Source organism: Snodgrassella sp. B3837 (assembly GCF_026535955.1).
GTDB lineage: Bacteria > Pseudomonadota > Gammaproteobacteria > Burkholderiales > Neisseriaceae > Snodgrassella > Snodgrassella alvi_E.
Genome location: NZ_JAFNPI010000006.1, coordinates 312,601 through 332,413, shown reverse-complemented (window position 1 = coordinate 332,413; position 19,813 = coordinate 312,601). Strand labels below are relative to the sequence as shown.

The 19,813-nt window shown below is 42.0% G+C and carries 12 protein-coding genes and 1 pseudogene; 10 read left to right on the top strand and 3 right to left on the bottom strand.

Annotation, left to right across the window (positions count from 1 at the left end; genetic code table 11):
- Positions 1–2: 2 nt before the first annotated feature.
- Both J3U67_RS02520 and J3U67_RS02515 read left to right on the top strand, forming a co-directional pair.
- Entirely contained in the window at positions 3–3,644 is a 3,642-nt protein-coding gene (locus tag J3U67_RS02520) for a DNA translocase FtsK (protein ID WP_267390162.1), read from the top strand.
- Between the two features lie 576 nt (positions 3,645–4,220).
- On the top strand, positions 4,221–4,598 hold the full coding sequence (locus J3U67_RS02515; protein ID WP_267403616.1) for a DUF805 domain-containing protein: 378 nt from the start codon (positions 4,221–4,223) through the stop codon (positions 4,596–4,598).
- A gap of 763 nt (positions 4,599–5,361) precedes the next feature.
- Here J3U67_RS02515 and J3U67_RS02510 read toward each other — a convergent pair.
- From J3U67_RS02510 to J3U67_RS02500, 3 genes are all read right to left on the bottom strand, one after another.
- Positions 5,362–6,672: a hypothetical protein gene (locus J3U67_RS02510; RefSeq protein ID WP_267403614.1), complete on the bottom strand. Its 1,311-nt coding sequence runs from the start codon at positions 6,670–6,672 to the stop codon at positions 5,362–5,364.
- A 316-nt stretch (positions 6,673–6,988) separates the two neighbouring features.
- Entirely contained in the window at positions 6,989–7,351 is a 363-nt protein-coding gene (locus J3U67_RS02505) for a T6SS amidase immunity protein Tai4 family protein (protein WP_267403612.1), read from the bottom strand.
- Entirely contained in the window at positions 7,336–7,800 is a 465-nt protein-coding gene (locus J3U67_RS02500) for a type VI secretion system amidase effector protein Tae4 (RefSeq protein WP_100140036.1), read from the bottom strand. The genes J3U67_RS02505 and J3U67_RS02500 overlap by 16 nt, the downstream gene beginning before the upstream one ends.
- 482 nt (positions 7,801–8,282) lie before the next feature.
- On the opposite strand from J3U67_RS02500, the pseudogene prli42 reads away from it, so the two are divergent.
- The 8 genes and pseudogenes from prli42 to narJ form a co-directional block, all read left to right on the top strand.
- Positions 8,283–8,357 (top strand): annotated as a pseudogene (gene prli42 / locus J3U67_RS09205) (stressosome-associated protein Prli42); the annotation flags it as partial.
- A 44-nt stretch (positions 8,358–8,401) separates the two neighbouring features.
- On the top strand, positions 8,402–10,333 hold the full coding sequence (locus J3U67_RS02495; protein ID WP_267403610.1) for a histidine kinase: 1,932 nt from the start codon (positions 8,402–8,404) through the stop codon (positions 10,331–10,333).
- A 19-nt stretch (positions 10,334–10,352) separates the two neighbouring features.
- Complete coding sequence (locus tag J3U67_RS02490) at positions 10,353–11,009, top strand: response regulator (RefSeq protein ID WP_267403796.1); 657 nt, start codon at positions 10,353–10,355, stop codon at positions 11,007–11,009.
- Positions 11,010–11,192: 183 nt separating this feature from the next.
- Positions 11,193–12,416 carry an MFS transporter gene (locus tag J3U67_RS02485; RefSeq protein WP_267390166.1) on the top strand — a complete coding sequence of 408 codons (1,224 nt, stop codon included), beginning with the start codon at positions 11,193–11,195 and terminating at the stop codon, positions 12,414–12,416.
- A 12-nt stretch (positions 12,417–12,428) separates the two neighbouring features.
- Positions 12,429–13,799: a NarK family nitrate/nitrite MFS transporter gene (locus tag J3U67_RS02480; RefSeq protein ID WP_267390167.1), complete on the top strand. Its 1,371-nt coding sequence runs from the start codon at positions 12,429–12,431 to the stop codon at positions 13,797–13,799.
- Positions 13,800–13,897: 98 nt separating this feature from the next.
- Positions 13,898–17,593, top strand: a complete 3,696-nt coding sequence (locus J3U67_RS02475; protein ID WP_267390169.1) for a nitrate reductase subunit alpha — start codon at positions 13,898–13,900, stop codon at positions 17,591–17,593.
- A gap of 16 nt (positions 17,594–17,609) precedes the next feature.
- Positions 17,610–19,160, top strand: coding sequence for a nitrate reductase subunit beta (gene narH / locus J3U67_RS02470; RefSeq protein WP_267390170.1), 1,551 nt, complete (start codon positions 17,610–17,612; stop codon positions 19,158–19,160).
- A gap of 11 nt (positions 19,161–19,171) precedes the next feature.
- Positions 19,172–19,807: a nitrate reductase molybdenum cofactor assembly chaperone gene (narJ, locus tag J3U67_RS02465; RefSeq protein ID WP_100140043.1), complete on the top strand. Its 636-nt coding sequence runs from the start codon at positions 19,172–19,174 to the stop codon at positions 19,805–19,807.
- Positions 19,808–19,813 lie beyond the last annotated feature (6 nt).

Here is a 19,813-nt window from a genome sequence, read left to right as displayed (position 1 = left end):
GTATGTGGTGGATTGTATTATTACTGTTAATTATGGCTATAGGCGCATTACTCTGGTGGCGCAATATTGAAGAGCGTAAATGGCAGCTGGAAATGACCTATTTAACCCGCTATGAAGAGCATTTAAAGCACAGTAAAGTGTCGTCTCCAGCTCCGGCTCCTGTATCATTGCTGAAAAGTATAGTGAGAAAATTAGCAGTGCGGCGTAGTCAGCAGCAACAGAAAGTACAATCGTCAGCAGAATCACAACATTCTTTACAGAAAGTACCAGCAGCACCGGCGGAAATTGCGTCAGCAACATCAGAGCAGAATGTACAAGCTGAGCTTGATGCAATGGATTCTGTAGCGAGCAAGCCTCAGCTGCCCATAAAACATCCTCTAGCCCGACAGATTACTGTAACTGAGGCAAGCCCGAAACCTTTAAAAACCGAAACGCCTTATCCTGCTACGCTAGATAAAGAATATCTACAGTCGAAGGCAAAAACTGCTGAAGAGATGCCGGAAGCAAACAAAACACAGTTGCCGATAGCAGATTCTTTCTCAACACAGGAAATGCAATCTTCCGCCGAAAATAAAACTGAGTCTGAACCAAAAGTGGTTGATGTCTCCTACACTGATAAGGAACTGATAGCAGATACGGAAGAAGAGTCCACTACAGAAAAAATTTTGGTAAGCAGTGAAGAAGTGGCTGAGCCAGCGGTGGTATTTAATCAGAAGAAAAAACTGGAAGTTATCACATTAGCAGAAGCTACACGTAAGGTAGCTACTCATCCTCTAACGGATGCGGTAGCTGAATCTGCTCCGGCGCTAGAGGTGATACAGATTAACTGGCAGCATAAGCCAGTAAATAGCCAAAAACAGCAGAATAGGCATGCCAGAGAAATTACTCCTGATGATCCGGCGTTAAACAGAGTTCGCTTGCATACTAAGGCTGAACAAGCCGCTTTGCTCAAGGCTCGGGCGCTGAAAAATTTCGATTTAAATGATTTACAGCAGGCTACTCAGCGCAAATTGGGAAACTCAGTTGGCGTTCCTTCGCATCTGGCACATGCAGCAAACTCCCTTTCTGCTCACGCTCATCACGAACCTAGACAGCGTAGTGAACACAATGGGGTTCATGTCATAAATGAAGAAGATATCCGTTTAAATTTGTTGCGCCAGAGATTGGCTCGTCAGCGCCATCAGGAAACGTTCACTCATGCTAATTCTGGCTATAGTGTACCGGTTATTGCGGAAGATGAAATTTACGCTAATTTGGCTAAAACCGATTCACCTTTAAATAAGCAGAAATTTCAGCGGCCTGTAGTACGCGAAAGTGTGATTCCGGCGGCTGCTCGAATTGGTAAGCGCCATGCTGTGCGGATGACTACTCCAGTAGCTGATATGTCGGCCGTAAGCCCCTATACAGGAGTGGCAGGCAGTGAACATACACCACTATCTACACGTTTTACACCTTTTCAGCTGATGCCGGCAGCCATGGCTGCTGCGCCAGTAGTTGCGGTACCATCAGCGGATGATTCTTTTACTGTAGATGATGATTACAACTCTTCAGTATTTGATGAGGACGAACATCGTGACAGCATTATGCATGATGCTGATCCCTCTGTAGGAAATCAATTTCCGTATGCGCCGGATATACCACCACCTGTGTCAGGTATAAGTAGTAATGGCTATGCAAATGCGACCTCTTTTAGTGATTTAAACCCTACCCATGATGCAGTTGTTTCCTACACCGATGAGGAAAGCAGCAAAGAAGCGGATGTGGTTGAAAATCCTGTGCTGGCCACTGAAGACCCGTATTTCAACGATTCTGAAGAACAGAAAGAAGTATCATCTTTTAATTCTGAGCAGGCCGCAGCGGAAGAAGAAAATACTGATTCAAAAGTTTATGATTATTGGTTGTCAGATGCTTCCAGCGTTAATGAGTCTGAAACAACTCCAGATTTAGTGCCGGTACAGGTGCAAAAAAGTCTATCTGAAACAGAGCCAGAAGTTAGAAGCGTGAGTGTGGTTACCCGTTTGAATCAACAACCGCTGCCTACAAAGCAAATAAATTCTCCTGCATCCGATTCACAAACAGCAATCGGCATGGCATTACGAAAGGCACTGCATCAGACTGCACCTCAAAAATCAATACCAGCTCCGTCTTTAAAACCTTTGCTTCCGGGTATGGATTTATTATTGCCGCCGCATTATGACCCTGCTGCACGCCAGAGTGAAGAAACCTTACTTGAAAATGGGATTACCATTGAAGAAAAACTGGCTGAATTCAAAGTTAAGGTACGAGTAATAGATGCTTTTGCTGGTCCGGTTATCACCCGCTATGAAATTGAACCGGCTCAGGGTGTGCGTGGCAGTCAGGTTGTAAACTTAGAAAAGGATTTGGCGCGCAGTCTGGGCTTTGCATCTATACGTGTGGTTGAGACTATTCCGGGTAAAACCTGTATGGGGTTGGAACTTCCTAATCCGAAACGGCAGATTATTCGGTTGAGTGAGATATTCTCGGCTCCGGTATTTCAGCAATCACGTTCTAAACTGACGCTGGCGTTGGGTCAGGGTATTACTGGACAGCCGGTGGTGACCGATTTGGCCAAAGCTCCACATTTATTGGTAGCGGGTACCACTGGATCGGGTAAATCAGTGGGTGTTAATGCAATGATTCTGTCGATGCTGTTTAAAGCTACTCCGGAAGATGTGCGTCTCATTATGATAGACCCTAAAATGCTGGAATTAAGCATTTATGAAGGTATACCGCATTTATTGGCACCAGTAGTGACGGATATGAAGTTAGCGGCGAATGCGTTAACGTGGTGTGTAAATGAAATGGAGAAACGTTACCGGTTGATGAGCCATGCTGGTGTGCGTAATTTGGCCGGTTTCAATCAGAAAATTGCTGAGCTAGCAGCGCAAAATAAAAAGCTATTTAATCCGTTTTCGCTGAATCGCGACGACCCAGAACCATTAGAAAAGCTGCCTTATATTGTGGTTGTGGTAGATGAATTTGCTGATCTGATGATGACGGCAGGCAAGAAAATCGAGGAACTGATTGCCCGTTTGGCGCAGAAAGCTCGGGCGGCCGGTATCCATTTGATACTAGCGACACAGAGGCCGAGTGTAGATGTAATTACTGGCCTAATTAAAGCCAATATTCCTACACGAATTGCCTTTCAGGTATCCAGCAAAGTGGATAGCCGAACCATTCTTGACCAGATGGGTGCTGAGAATCTGCTGGGACAGGGTGATATGCTGTTTTTACCTCCCGGTACAGCATATCCAGAACGGGTGCATGGGGCATTTGTGGCTGATGAAGAAGTGCATCGTGTGGTGCATTATCTGAAACAGTTTGGTGAGCCGAAATATATCGATGATATTTTAACGGCCGGTGTCAGTGATGATGATATGTTTAGCAATGCGTCACCACGCAATAGTGAAGAAGAGTTGGATCCTCTTTATGATGAAGCAGTGGCACTGGTGGTAAAAACTCGAAAAGCGAGTATTTCTTCGGTACAACGTCAGCTGCGTATTGGATACAACCGTGCAGCTCGGTTGGTGGAACAAATGGAGTCAGAGGGAATTGTTTCTGCTGCAGAAGGAAATGGGAATCGTACTGTACTTGCTCCGCAAAATAACCATCTAGATGATTAGTTATTCTAAATATCGTTTATTCAAACCGTGTACTTTATGTATGCGGTTTTTTATTTATGAGTTGATTAGTCAATTAAGTCTATAAGTTATTATATTATTAATATGATATCTATATATTTATTAACTAGTTTGTCTGATTAATATTATTCTAGAGCTATGGTTAAAACAGCGTATTTATATGTATAGATTTAATTAATATGTTGTGATTCTGTTGTTTTAATGAACAGTTATTTTGAAAAAAATCAATAAACAGGCAAATTTTATTAAATCATTTTTGGCTGTTTTACTTGGTATTGCTTTGTCAGCAATGTTTAATAAAATAAATAGTAGATGAAAGTGCAAAATATTGCTGATAAGTAATTAAATATTGTATTAATTAAAAAGGTAAAAGCTAAAACACTCAATATTTACGTAAGGTTTTATAAGAAAAATAAATTTTGTAATTAATTGTTTTGATTATTAAACGGTTTGAAGTAAAAAAAAATAAGTTTTAAGATGAATTTGGCTATTTATGAAATAAAAATTTATGTCTTTAAGTGTGTAAATATATACGGGTTATTATTAGGAGATAGATTTATGATTGAGTCTTATAAACGTTTCTGGCACAACATTTTTAATTTTTCTGGAACTTCTAACCGTGCTGATTATTGGTGGCCGATTGTTATCAACTATGTACTGGGTATGTTGCTGATGTATGTACTTGAAAAAATGCTTGGCCATCCGATTAATGATATTTATACATGGGGTGACTGGACAATTAATTTTGTAGTTTTGGTAATTGGATTTGTAGTATGGATTGCTACTTTATCATTACAGTTTAGGCGCTTGCATGATACTGATCGCTCGGGTTGGTGGATTTTGATTACTCTGATACCGATTATTGGTCAAATCTGGTTTATTATTCTTATGTTATTGCCAGGTAAACCGAATCGATTTGAACAGAGAATGTTTTAAGCAGATTTACGATATACGTTTATTTGGCAGATAAATAGCAATAAATTCTTTATGAGACATTTTATTGTTTACTTCGATATTGTTTGATTATTTTGATTCGGCAGCTTAGGTTTTATGAAAGGGAGAGTTGCCGAAGTCTGTATTCTTTTGCGGTATTTTTACAGGTATCAAATTTATTAATAATCTTTTTTGAAAAGTTCGAAACTGAATTGATAGTCATTAATCCATTTTTTTATTATTTTGTAGATATTAATAGAAATATGAATAATCAGTAAAAAATATGAAATTGGTAAAAAAATATTTTTTAAATACCAACAGCCATTGAAAATGAGCTGTTTTAGTAAAAAACTTATCATAGATTCTGTATGGATTTTTAATCATAAACTCACTGCGATAAAATGGATGGATGCAGAATTTGTAGCAAGTTGTGAAATTAAAATAAACACAAATAGGCCTCAGATTATCTTATACTGTTTAATCTTAATTTGTTGCGTTATATAAATTCTTATACGGATGATTAGAAGTAGAAGTATGATTTGTAAAACAGAAACATTTCGCTCCTTTGTGAACGGTGTTTACCGGATATGATTTAATTCATTCATTCTATGTTTTAGAAAATAATAAAAAGAATGCGAAAAAACTCACTACAAACCAAAATCTGTAGGGTTGTATCTGATTTAAAATAGTATATTTATACTACGGTTATTTGTAGAAGAAATTTTCCTTATTTAAAATTTTGTTTTCAAATTTCTTGATTTACTTTTTATTGAACATATTGTTTTAATAGATTATTTATTTGATTACCTCCAATTTCGTTTGCTTTTTGAACGAAAGCAGCTGGAAGTTGACCATTTTGGCAGTCAGAGTTTATTAGTACAGGTAATAATGAATCGAGCCCATATTTACCTTGTGAAGAAGACAGCAGTGCCTGATCCATGGCATACCAAAATTTTGGTCCTTGGCTATATAAGAGGGAATAGTTTTTGTAATTGTTTTCTTTAATTTGTTGCTCAATCTCACTAAATTTGAAATAAATATTTTGATCTTGTGACAAGAATTTATTTTTAATAGCTTCAAATTCATCTGCAGATAAAGCTTTTTGCATAGATTTTAAAGCGTAATACTGAGCTAAACTTTCTTCTATCCAGACAGATGTATCTACAGGGTGCTTGTAACGTACCATATCGGCATACTGGTGAAATTGCTCATGGGCAATAACTAAAAGGCTATGCATATTATCACTTGTACTGATTCGGTGATTTCTTTCATATACATAATTGGCAATAAAGCTTCTTCTGCCTGCTGATCCATTTACTTGTTTGTTTTTAGCTTCTGTTCCTAGCCAAATAAGCAATAATGATTTTTCATTGCTTGGTAGGTCTGCGGGTAGAGAAAGAATAGTTGTGAAATAACGTAGGGTTTTTTGATGTAAAGCCTGCAATTCAGACCAATTGGTTTGTTGTGGATTGTCTATTACATAGGTGACGGGAAGGTCTGCTATGATTTTTTGCTGAGTTTCAGGTTGTCCGATGATGTAAAATTCTGGAGCAGTACCTACCGGTGGGATAGCCCATCCGTACAACGTTGAAGTGGCGCCAAGCAAGGGGATATTGTTTGTACTAGTGAGTACAGAGGCGCTCTCAGAATGTTTGATCCGCAATAAAGAAGAAGATTCTGAAAATAATATCCAGCCTGCTTTTTTCAGTTTGAGTGTTAATTGGTTAGCCAAATCTATGGGTTTATTATCTGATAGCTCTGGTTTTACTTGCCAGGTAACTTTATTACAAGTTGTTGGGAGCAGCCAGTTTCCTGATTTGTCATGTTTCAGTTTGGTTTGTCCGCATCTTACATTTATAACTTGTGATTTTGTAACTGGTATATCGTCGCGTAAGGATAGTTGTGTATTTTTATTGTTGGTAGTATTAACTGGTACAGATAAAGAAACGGTAATCAATCCGTTGGGAGATATTTTTTCGATGGTATATATATTTTGAGCCCATGTTTGGGAAATGGTGTTGATTGATATTGATACCAGAAAATAAGGTATGAGTTTTAGAAATTTTTTGCTATACATGGTAAGGATTTTGGCTAGATTAAAGCAAATATATATAAAATATTAATGATTTACTGAAAATATATTACATGTATTTAAATAATTATAATTCGTTTTAGATCACAAACTAATACACAAAAAAATTTATTTTATTGTGAAAGTTGGAAACGTTTACATCTACCACGTGTTGAAAAGGTATATTCGTTTATGCCTAATTAAGATGGGATAAACCTGATAATTAAAGTTATATAAATACGAATAAAATTATTGAATTATCTGTAAATAAATAATCTGAAAACAGGAATTTTGTTTCATCTATATAATTTTCAGTAAAAAATTATTTTCTCTGAGAAAAACGGTTTTTAATTGATTTTATTTCTTTGCTTTGTGAAGCATCTATGCATTTCATTAATATTAGCTGTACGCCTTCTTGATAACTTTTATAAGGACGCTTTGAGTACTTGCGTGCAACCAGTGCTGCTTCTTCATAAGCTTCAGCAGGATAGCGACCAAGTTCAACATAGGCGCCTACAGCTGCTTTTGCCTCCCGCTGCATTATGTCTCCGCTTTCACTCTGAGCAAGACAATAACTCAAGGTAAAATTTTCCAAATCATTTTTTAACGGAGGGCGCGCCTGTGCGAATGCAGAAGAAATCGAAATTACTATTAGACTAAAAATTAGTTTTACTTTAATTTCCACATTTTCACCTCATTTGCATCGTCAAAATAGCAGTGGTCAGAACATTTGCTTCCATCCCATAATGTGGCATGACCCGACGCATCCGACCAAATAGAAACATTAAATACTAATAGACCTTTCACTCCATTAAATTGACTCATATTCGTAGTAGATTTGGTAATAATGTCTGGTTTACCAAAATTACATTCTAAAAATCGAATTAGATCAGTAACTTTAAATATATACCATTTTTTGTCGGCACCGGAAGATGTGCTCCATCTTGAATCTCGATTGATAGGAAAACCTGAATAATTTAATGCATAGCTCATTCGTATTGCACAAGCATTCTGGAAAATTTCTGAATCAATATTTTGTTGAACTTTACCTCCAATTTTTTTCCCTACTTCTTTAACGGGTACATTAACGTACTGAAAATTTGTCCACATAGTTTTGAAGTCAGGTTTTGCCATTTCATCCTCTTATTAAGAAAATACAGGTAAAGTAAATTACTGAATTTGTTAATAATGATTATAAAGTGTATATGCTGGCATTGTCTATCTTAAATATAAAATAAATTAAAATAGGATTTTGTAAAGCTAACTGATTTAAAACAATTTGCTCCAAGTTATTTTTCCTATCTTCTTATATTGTTTCTTACAGAAGACGGTAAATTAAATTGTCCATATCGATCAAAAATTTCTGGGCAAAAATAGGGAATATGTCTATATGTGTCAGTAAACTAAAAATGTTAATGCTGTTAACACCTTATTTTTTTATTTTGGAAATACTGACGATGTAAATATTTAAACCTTAAATGTGATTAACTTGGTTTCTAGTGTTTTCATGCTTTGTCATGTTTTAATTTTTTTCAGTATTTAAAAATAATAGAATAGGTAAATAGTATGATAGTTGATGTTTTATAATCTTAATAATTTATTTTGAATGATAAACAAAATTTCAAAAAATAATAATTTATTTGATGCTCGCAATCATGTTAGGGGATTTTAAATTCAAAATAATATTATAGTTATAGTTTAAGTTACTGTGCCTTCTGTTATTGGCAAGGGTGATATGAAAAGTTTGTGGCAAAAATTTGACCGTTGGTTTTTACGTGGGCAGAAGCTTTCTAAAGTATTGGTGGTGCTTATTGCTGTGTGGCTGTTTTTGGCTACCAGTTTAGTAGGGTTGTCGCTGAATACGTCTTGGCGGCTTGAAGAGCTGGGTATGGCAATAAATGAAGCTGGGAGTTTACGCAAACGGGTATTTTATATGGTGTTGGTAACGAAAACACCAGGAGCGGAGCAACAGTTTAAGCAGGAGCAACGGCAGTTTGAAGAAATTCTGACGCATTTGCATGATTTGCATGAAACCGGTTTTGTTAATGGACGGCGGCATCAGCAGCTTCTGCAACAAGTAGTAAAGATTGAGGAGCAGTTACAGGATTTTCTTGGTGACCGTAATGCTTATTTAAATGGACGTCTGAGCGATGCGGCCTTTTTGGCTGAAGCTCGTGAATTTACTGCGGTGATTGATCGTCTGGTACTGCTGATTGAGCAGGATAATACTCATAATATTCAGTTGTTGCGCTGGTTACAGGTGCTTGTGCTGTTGATGGCTATTTTTTCTGCAATTGTTTCTCTTCTGTTACTGCACCATTTAGTTATCGCACCGTTACTCCGTTTGAATCAGGGTATTGGCCAGATTGGTAAAGGCCGTTTTGATACGCGCTTGCAAGTGGGCACAGCTAATGAATTTGGTAAGGTAGCGCAAGGCTTTAACTTAATGGCTGCTAAGCTAAATGAAGTTTATGACACTCTGGAAAATCGGGTAGCGGAACAAACACAGGCGCTAGTAAAGCGTAATCAAGATTTGGCTGTTTTGTATGCTATGACATCATTGTTTCAAGAACAGCATGAGTTATCAGTGCTTGTGCAGGTGTTTATGCATAAAATGAAGGTGTTTAGTGGTGCGGATGCCTGTGTGGTGCAGTTGAAAAATCGGCATTCTCAGAGGCTTGAGCTGGCTGGATCTGATGGGCTGACTGAAAAGCAGGTGGATAGATTCAGAGATTATCGCTGTGATGGTGGGCGTTGTGCTCAGATGTTGCAATCTGTGCCGGTAGTTGAAACTGAATCATTGGCTATTGTTGATGAGCGTAATCGTTTCTGCCAGATAAGACAGGTTTTGCCGTTTTGTTTAACCTTTGCGGTGAAGTCTGTGGATGATGAAATTGGTATGCTGCATCTGTTTGCTAAAGTGCCCTTTGCGTTGAGTGAAGAAAATCAGCGCTTGATTTCTACTGTGTGTAGTCAGTTTGGGATTGCTATTGAAAGTATGCGTCTAAATGAGTTGGACAAACAGATGGCTATTCTGGAAGAACGTAATCTGATGGCACAGGGTTTGCATGACAGTATTGCTCAGTCGCTTTCATTTCTGAATATTCAGGTGCAGGTGCTGGAAAAAGCGTTAGGTGAGCATAAAAAACAACAGGCTGCACAGACTCTTGAATTTATTAATGAGGGCATTCAGCAATGTTATGATGATGTACGCGAATTGTTATCGAATTTTCGTGTTAGGCTGGTAACGGAAGGGCTGATTAGCTCATTGCAAGGAGTAATGAAGCGATTTGAACAACAAACTGATATTGTTGTTGATTGGTCTGTTGAAGGTGATGTTTATGAAGTTGAGCCAGAGGTGCAATTACAGGTAGTGTTTATTGTGCAGGAGGCTTTGTCAAATGTGCGTAAACATGCTCATGCAGATGCTGTTAAAGTATGTTTGGCTTATATGGCAGACCGGCTGAATCTGAAAATTGAGGATGATGGTGTTGGTTTTGCTGAAGATACACTCCTGCAGAAGGAGCAGCAAGGACATGTGGGTATACATATAATGAAAGAGCGTTCCGCTAAAATTAATGGAAAGTTGAAAATTTCTGCACGGGTGGGGGGTGGAGCATGTGTGGAGCTGATGGTACCACGTCAGTATATCCATACTCAGGAGTAATTCTTTTGGGAAATTAATGATGGCTAATGAAAAAAAGTACCGGATTCTGATTGTGGATGACCATACGCTCTTTCGGCGTGGCTTGCGTGCTTTAATTGATAGCTGTGAGCGTTTTGAAGTAGTGGGTGAGGCTACTGATGGGCTGGAAGGGGTAAAAATGCAACAGCAGTTACAACCTGATGCTGTGTTGCTGGATTTAGATATGCCTGTGATGCGTGGGTTAGAGGCACTGCCGCAAATGATGAGCCATAATCCTCAACAAGTGGTGCTGATGCTCACTGTATCTGAAGACGGTGGTGATTTAGTGGAATGTATGCGCCTAGGTGCACGGGGTTATCTGCTTAAAAATATTGATACAGAATTTCTGCTTGATAGTATTGAAAAAGCGATCAATGGTGACAGTGTGCTTTCACCCGAAATGACCAGTAAGCTGGTGACGCAACTTAGGCGGAAGGAACCTGTAAAACATGAGTTGAAGGAACCGCTAACGCCACGGGAACGGGAGATTTTACGCTGGCTGGCACGTGGTAACAGTAATAAGCTTATTGCGCGCAATCTGGAAGTAACTGAAAGTACAGTAAAAGTTCATATGCAGAACATTTTGCGCAAGCTTAATCTTGGGAGCCGAGTTCAAGCAGCAGTTTATGCTGTTGAACACGGTTTGGATAAATTGTGATGGGATAGTAGCTGTGTAATTTTTTTAATTTTGCGTTTTGAACTGGCCTATTGATTTTGTCAATAGGCCAGTTTGCTTATATATGGTTGTTCTTTTGAAGTATCGATTCTGCATCTGATGACTAATGGGATATGAAAGAGGGATTACGTACACTAGGATAAATTTTTTTGGGGGAAGTGCAAGATGAATTCTGAAGTCAGAAAGTCGGTAACAGTGCTGACGTCCAGTACGATTGCTTTTGTCATTTGCTTCATGATTTGGATGGTATTTGCTGTACTAGGTTTGCCGATTAAACAACAGCTGCATTTAAATGAAACAGAGTTTGGTTTGCTAACTGCAATGCCGGTGTTGTCTGGTTCGCTTATTCGGGTGCCGTTGGGTATTTGGGCAGATCGTTTTGGTGGCCGGATTGTATTTTTTCTTTTAATGCTGGTGTGTGTACCTGCTGTCTGGCTGCTGGAATATGCGCATACATATAGCCAGTTTTTGTGGATTGCATTGTGGCTGGGTCTTGTAGGCGGTTCTTTTTCTGTTGGTACACCTTATGTGGCAAAGTGGTTTCGTAAGGATCGGCAGGGTCTTGCCATGGGTATTTTTGGCGCAGGCAATGCGGGCGCAGCGCTGAATAAGTTTCTGGCACCGGTTTTGATTACTGCTTATGGCTGGCAGGCAGTACCGCGGGTATATGCAGTAATTTTATTGGTGATTACTTTGCTTTTCTGGTTTTTCAGTTATCCAGAACCGAAATTAGCCAATGCCAAACAGCCTAGTCTGAAAGCACAGCTATTGCTGATGAAAAATCCTCAAGTATTGAAATATAGTCAACTCTATTCTGTGGTATTTGGCGGTTATGTGGGTATTTCTTTGTGGATGGTGAGTTATTACGTTGGTGAATATCACTTTTCACTCACACAAGCTGCTTTACTGGCTGCGTGTTTTTCTTTGCCAGGAGGAGTGTTGCGTGCTTTCGGAGGCTGGCTGTCGGATAAATACGGTGCCTATAAAGTGACTTGGGCTGTGATGTGGGTTTGTTGGATTGCATTTTTTCTGTTGTCTTATCCGCAGACGCAGATGTCTATCCGTACGGTAAGCGGTCATCTTGATATGCATATTGGTTTGAATGCTACGGTATTTACGATTTTGCTATTTGTTGTGGGTGTGGCTTTGGCGATAGGTAAAGCATCTGTATTTAAGTTTATCTCTGATGAGTTTCCGGAAGATATGGGCACTGTCTCAGGCGTGGTCGGTTTGGCTGGTGGGCTAGGTGGTTTTCTGCTACCGATTATGTTCGGTGTGTTGGTGGACTGGACTGGTGTTCGTTCCAGCTCATTTATGCTGATGTTTGGTACCGTGTGTATTAGCTTAATCTGGATGCATTTTTCTCTGAAAAATCAGAAGCATCAATAATCTGAGGTTGATATGGGTAAAATTTTAAAAGAGTGGCGTCCAGAGGACAGTCAGTTTTGGCAAAGCAAAGGCCGTACGGTGGCTCGCAGAAATCTATGGATATCTGTTCCTGCTTTGTTGCTGGCGTTTGCTATCTGGCAGGTTTGGAGTGTGACAGTGGTGAAACTGCCACTTGTGGGGTTTAAGTTCAGCAGTAACGAGCTGTTTTGGCTAGCTGCGCTGCCTGCTCTTTCGGGTGCCACGTTACGAATTTTCTATTCTTTTGTGATTCCGATTTTCGGCGGACGCAAGTGGACAACGATTTCCACTGCCAGCTTACTGATTCCTGCATTAGGTTTGGGTTTTGCTGTACAGAATCCTAATACTTCATACAGTACGATGTTTGTGCTGGCACTGTTGTGTGGTTTCGGCGGGGCAAATTTTAGCTCTTCGATGTCCAATATCAGTCTGTTTTTTCCGAAAGCGGAAAAAGGTCAGGCCATGGGTATTAATGCCGGTCTAGGTAATCTAGGGGTATCTGCTGTGCAGATAGCGGTGCCACTGGCGATTACGACCTGCCTGTTTGGAACACTGGGTGGTGATGCACAAACTATTACGACGCCACAGGGTACAACGCAGGTGTGGTTACAAAATGCCGGCTTTATCTGGGTGCCATTTATCGTACTCAGTACGTTGGCAGCTTGGTTTGGTATGGATGATATTGGTAGCCTGCATTCTTCTTTAAAAGAACAGTCAATTATTTTCAAACGTTTGCACAATTGGATTTTGTGCTGGCTGTATGTGGGTACGTTTGGTTCGTTTATTGGTTTTTCAGCTGCTTTTCCGTTGTTGATTAGCCGTTCTTTTCCGCATATTGATGCCATTAAGCTAGCATTTCTGGGTCCGTTTGTTGGCGCGATACTGCGTGTAGTCGGTGGCTGGCTGTCTGACCGGATGTCGGCAGCAAAATTAACTGAAATCAGCTATGCCATGATGATTGTCGGGGTAATCGGGGTACTGGTGTGCCAGCCGATGGGTAGCAATTCTGGCAATTTTGTTGGTTTCTTTTGTAGTTTTATGCTGTTGTTTGCGTTCAGTGGTATTGGTAATGGTTCGACTTATGCGCAGGCACCACGGATTTTTTCGTTGTTTCACCGTCACTTGCATCAGGGTGATGTTAAGAGTGCGGAATTGCATGCTACTAAAGAATCAGCCACGGTGCTGGGCTTTATGGGTGCCATCGGCGCGTATGGTGGTTTTCTAATTCCAAAAAGTTTCGGTTCTTCGATTGAGGTTACTGGCAGTGTTTCGATGGCATTGTGGGGCTTTATTGTTTTCTATGTGAGCTGTCTGCTGATTAATTACTGGTTTTATGTGCGTAAGCAATCAGTAACGCGCTGCTAGTTTGCTGTTATGGCGCTGTGGTCGCGGACGATAGCGCTTAAAAATTATAAATCAATAAGAAACTGTTAGGGGCTGAGGCCTCTGTGGAGCACAAATTCATGAGCCATTTTTTAGACAGACTAAATTTTTTACGTAAAACCAAGGAAACTTTTTCTGCCGGGCATGGTGCGGTGGTAGCTGAAGGACGCGAGTGGGAGGATGCTTACCGCCAGCGTTGGCAGCATGACAAAGTGGTGCGTTCGACGCATGGGGTGAACTGTACAGGTTCCTGCAGCTGGCGCGTGTTTGTTAAAAATGGGCTGATTACGTGGGAAATGCAGCAGACAGATTATCCGCGTACGCGTGCCGATTTGCCAAATCATGAACCACGTGGCTGCCCGCGGGGTGCCTCTTACAGTTGGTATGTGTATTCAGCTCAGCGGGTGAAATATCCGATGATTCGTGCGTCTTTGCTGCGCATGTGGCGCGAGAAACGTCAAAGCCTGGGCGCGATTGAAGCGTGGCAGAGTATTACTCAGAATCCAGAAAGTGCAAAAAAATATAAATCTCAGCGTGGTTTGGGTGGTTTTGTGCGTTTGGACTGGAATGAGGCATATGAAATTATTGCCGCTGCCAATGCATTTACAATTAAGGAATTTGGCCCTGATCGTGTAATTGGTTTTTCGCCGATTCCGGCAATGTCGATGGTGAGCTACGCTGCTGGTTCACGCTATCTAAGCTTAATTGGCGGGGTGCCGCTGTCCTTTTATGATTGGTACTGTGACCTGCCGCCATCCAGTCCGCAGACATGGGGCGAACAAACAGATGTAGCTGAATCTGCGGATTGGTACAACGCCAACTATCTGATGGTGTGGGGCTCAAATGTGCCGATGACACGTACACCAGATGCGCATTTTTACACTGAAGTACGTTATAAGGGTACGAAAACGGTTGCGGTGTCTTCTGATTATGGCGAAATGGTGAAATTCAGTGATATCTGGATGGCGCCGAAGCAGGGTACAGATGCAGCGCTGGCGATGGCGATGGGACATGTGATTCTGAAAGAGTTTCATTTGCAGAATCCATCGGCTTATTTTGTTGATTACTGCCGCCGCTTAACCGATATGCCGAATCTAGTGGTATTGAATCGGGACAATGGTCGTTTGCTGCCGGGTTATTTCCTGCGTGCTAGCCAGATGGCCGGCGGTCTGGATGAAACTAATCATCCTGAATGGAAAACTTTGGTAATAGATGAAAATAGCGGCGATATTGTAGCGCCAAAAGGTTCGATTGGTTTCCGCTGGGGCGAGCAGGGAAAATGGAATCTGCGCGCGGAAAAATCCGACAGTGCCGATATTCAGGCTCAGATTTCGCTGGCCGAAAATCATGATGCGATTATGGGGGTGTCTTTTGATTACTTTGGTGGCGAAGATGCAGCCGAAGTAATTGTGAAAAATATTCCGGTTAAAAAAATTACAGGTGTCGATGGCAAAGAAATTTTGGTCACCACAGTATTTGATTTGATGTGTGCCAATTATGGTATCGACCGCGGCTTTGGTGGTGATGGTGTGACAGATGATTATCTGGCTGATGTACCGTATACACCTCTGTGGCAGCAGAAACATACGGGTGTTAAGCCAGAGCTGGTGATTCAGGTGGCGCGCGAATTTGCGCAAAATGCGCATGAAACCCATGGCCGCAGTATGGTAATTGTGGGGGCTGGTCTGAATCACTGGTACCACATGGATATGGCTTATCGCGGCATTATCAATATGCTGATGATGTGTGGCTGTATTGGCCAGAGCGGTGGTGGCTGGTGCCATTACGTAGGACAGGAAAAGCTGCGTCCGCAAACTGGCTGGGCGCCGCTTGCTTTTGCTGCAGACTGGAACCGTCCGTCGCGGCAAATGAATGGTACGTCGTTCTTTTATGCACATACCAGCCAGTGGCGACACGAAAAGCTGGATATGGCAGAAGTGATTGCACCTACTCATGCAGGCCAGATGGCTAATATGAGTCAGCTTGACTTCAATGTAAAAGCGGAGCGTATGGGCTGGCTGCCCTCTGCACCGCAACTGGCGCGCAATCCATTGGATGTGACCCTTGACGCGGAAGCGCAGGGCAAAGACCCGATTGCCTTTGCGGTTGAGCAGATGAAAGCCGGTGTGCTGGATATGGCTTGTAATGATCCAGACAATCCACAAAACTTCCCGCGCAACCTATTTGTATGGCGTTCAAATATTCTTGGTTCTTCTGGCAAGGGGCATGAATATTTTCTGAAATACCTGCTGGGTACACAGAATGCATTAATGAGCGATGAGACAGATGCCATTAAGCCGATGGATGTGAAGATACGGCCTGCTGCTGAAGGTAAGCTTGATTTGCTTACAGTGTTAGATTTCCGTATGTCTACTACTTGCTTATATGCTGATATCGTGCTGCCTACAGCTACTTGGTATGAAAAAGACGATTTGAATACTTCGGACATGCATCCGTTTATTCATCCATTAAGCGAGGCAGTGAAACCATTATGGGAAAGCCGTACAGACTGGGATATTTACCGTGGTCTAGCCAAGGCATTTTCTGAAACCGCTAAAGATTATCTAGGCGTGCGCAAAGATTTGGTGTTAACACCATTGATGCATGATAGTCCAGAAGAATTGGCTCAGCCATTTGACCCTAAAGACTGGAAACTGGGTGAGTGCGAACCAGTACCGGGTAAAACCATGCCAAAAATGACAGTAGTAGAGCGTGACTACGGCACCATTTATGAAAAATTTACTTCTGTAGGGCCGTTGCTGGAAAAAATTGGCAACGGAGGCAAAGGGATTAGCTGGCAGACCGCGGCAGAAGTGGATTTACTGCGCAAGCTCAACAATACGCAAAGCGATGGTGTGTCAAAAGGACAGCCGAAACTACACAGTGCTATTGATGCAGCAGAAATGATCTTGACTTTAGCGCCGGAAACCAATGGTCATGTAGCTGTTAAGGCTTGGGAGGCTTTGTCTAAAAATACCGGTATCGACCATACTCATCTGGCGATTGCACGTGAAGACGATGCCATTCGCTTCCGTGATGTTCAGGCGCAGCCGCGTAAAATTATTTCGTCGCCAACTTGGTCTGGTCTAGAAAGTGAAAAAGTCAGCTACAACGCTGGTTATACCAATGTACATGAACTGATTCCATGGCGTACGCTGACAGGACGTCAGCAGTTTTACCAAGATCATCAATGGATGCGTTTGTTTGGTGAAGGGTTGGTTTCTTACCGGCCAACGGTAGACCTGAAGACCACACTCAATGTCAAAGGCCATCAAAGCAACGGAAATCCAGAAATTGTGCTGAATTTCATCACCCCGCACCAGAAATGGGGGATTCACAGTACCTATTCTGATAACTTGCGCATGCTCACTTTATCTCGTGGTGGTCCGCATGTATGGATGTCGGAAATCGATGCTAGACGTGCCGGTTTGCAGGATAACGACTGGGTGGAAGTATTTAATGTCAACGGCACATTAACCGCGCGCGTTGTTGTTAGCCAGCGTGTGCCGGAAACCATGATTCTGATGTATCACGCACAGGAAAAAATTGTCAACGTGCCCGGTTCGGAGCTCTCTGGCAAACGTGGCGGTATCCACAATTCTGTGACTAAAGTAGTAATGAAACCGACTCATATGATTGGTGGCTATGCTCAATTGTCCTGGGGATTCAATTACTACGGTACGGTAGGTACTAACCGCGATGAACTGGTGGTAGTACGCAAAATGAACAAGGTGGACTGGCTGGATACACCGGCCACAACCCCGGCGGCTGAATAAGTAAGGAACACAAATTATGAAAATACGTGCACAAATCGGCATGGTGCTGAATCTGGACAAATGCATCGGTTGCCATACCTGTTCCGTGACTTGCAAAAACGTCTGGACCAGCCGTGATGGTGTGGAATACGCTTGGTTTAACAACGTCGAAACCAAGCCCGGTATTGGTTATCCAAAAAACTGGGAAGATCAGGAGCAATATAAAGGCGGCTGGGTGCGCGAACGTACTGGTAAACTTAAGCTAAAGCAGGGTAATCGCCTAAAAATACTGGCAAATATATTTGCTAATCCAAATATGCCGGCCATCGACCAGTACTATGAACCGTTCACCTATGATTACGAGCATTTGCAAGCTGCTCCTCTGATGCAAACCCCGCCAACAGCACGGCCGGTTTCGGTATTAACTGGCAAAAAGATGGACAAAATCGAATGGGGGCCAAACTGGGAAGATGATCTGGGCGGTGAATTTGCCAAACGCTCAAAGGACAAACTGTTTGATGGCATTCAGAAGGACATTTATGCCGCTTTTGAAAACACCTTTATGATGTATCTGCCACGCCTGTGTGAGCATTGTCTTAATCCAGCCTGCGTGGCCAGCTGTCCTTCCGGCTCCATTTATAAGCGAGAAGAAGATGGCATCGTACTGATAGATCAGGACAAATGTCGAGGCTGGCGCATGTGCGTTTCCGGCTGTCCATACAAGAAAATTTACTACAATTGGGTGTCAGGTAAAGCTGAAAAATGCATTTTCTGCTATCCACGTATTGAAGGTGGTCAACCTACTATTTGTTCGGAAACCTGTGTTGGCCGTATCCGTTATTTAGGGGTAATGCTGTATGATGCCGACCGTATCAGCTCCAGCGCCGCAGTAGAAAATCCTCAGGATTTATACGAACAGCAACTTGATGTTTTCCTTGATCCAAACGATCCAGAAATTGCCCGCGAAGCGCTTGCTCAAGGCATTCCTGCCGACTGGATACAGGCAGCACAGAATTCTCCGGTATATAAAATGGCCGTTGAATGGAAAGTAGCGTTCCCATTGCATCCAGAATACCGCACCTTACCGATGGTATGGTACATACCACCATTATCTCCGATTCAGTCAGCATTGGAATCTGGAGTGATTGGTGAGCATGGCCTCATACCAGAGCTCAGAGAAATGCGTATTCCGCTCGAGTATCTGGCCAATCTGCTCACAGCCGGCAAAACAGAACCAATTGTCAATGCCCTTCAAACCATGATTGATATGCGTAAATACATGCGTACTAAAACAATCCATTCTGCTGAACAGGCTTTGCAGGAGCTGTCAGGCCACCGACTGAGCGCGCAGCAAATCGAAGAAATGTATCAGATTATGGCTATTGCCAACTATGAAGACCGTTTCGTCATCCCCAGCGCTCATAAAGAACTGGTTAGCAATACCTTTGAAGAAAAAGCTGGATGTGGCTTCACCTTTGGTGATGGCTGCCACAATGGCCATAGCAAAGAGAGCTTGTTTGGTACTCGTAAAGCTGCACCGATAGTATTTCATGGTCTGCGCAAGAAAAACGAACGCCAGTCAGTATAAGGAAACAGAAAATGTATAAGATATTATCCATTTTACTGAGCTATCCGCGGCAACAATGGCTGAGCCATATTGAAGAACTGCATACAGCTGTCAACCAGTATGCTGCACTGGAACAGTCCGCAGCGCTGGAACCATTTTTTAATCATTTGCGTGCATACGATGAAATCAGCCTTCAGGAAGTGTATGTTGATACTTTCGACCGCAACCGCAATCATGCCCTGCATCTGTTTGAACATCTGCATGGTGAAGACAAAGCACGTGGGCAGGCAATGGTTGACTTGCTAGCAGAATATCAGGCACATGGTCTGGAACCAGAAAATAACGAACTGCCGGATTATCTGCCCTTATTTCTGGAGTTTCTATCCGGCATAGATAGTCAGCAGGCGCAGCAATTGCTAGCTGATGCCGTGCATGTCATTGCATACATTGCGGCCAATCTGCATAAAAGCCAGTCCATTTATGCGCCGGTAATGGATGCAGTAGTGGCCTTGTCGCCAGTAAAACCGCAGCCATTAAAGGCAGCACCGGTACGTAATATGGATGAAGCCCTGGAAAAATTTGGTCCCACCGCAGAAGGACTCGAACCTCTGTTAAACCAGCCATCCGTACAGGAAGTGCAATTTTTCCGCCAGAAAAAACTCAGCTAAGCCGGG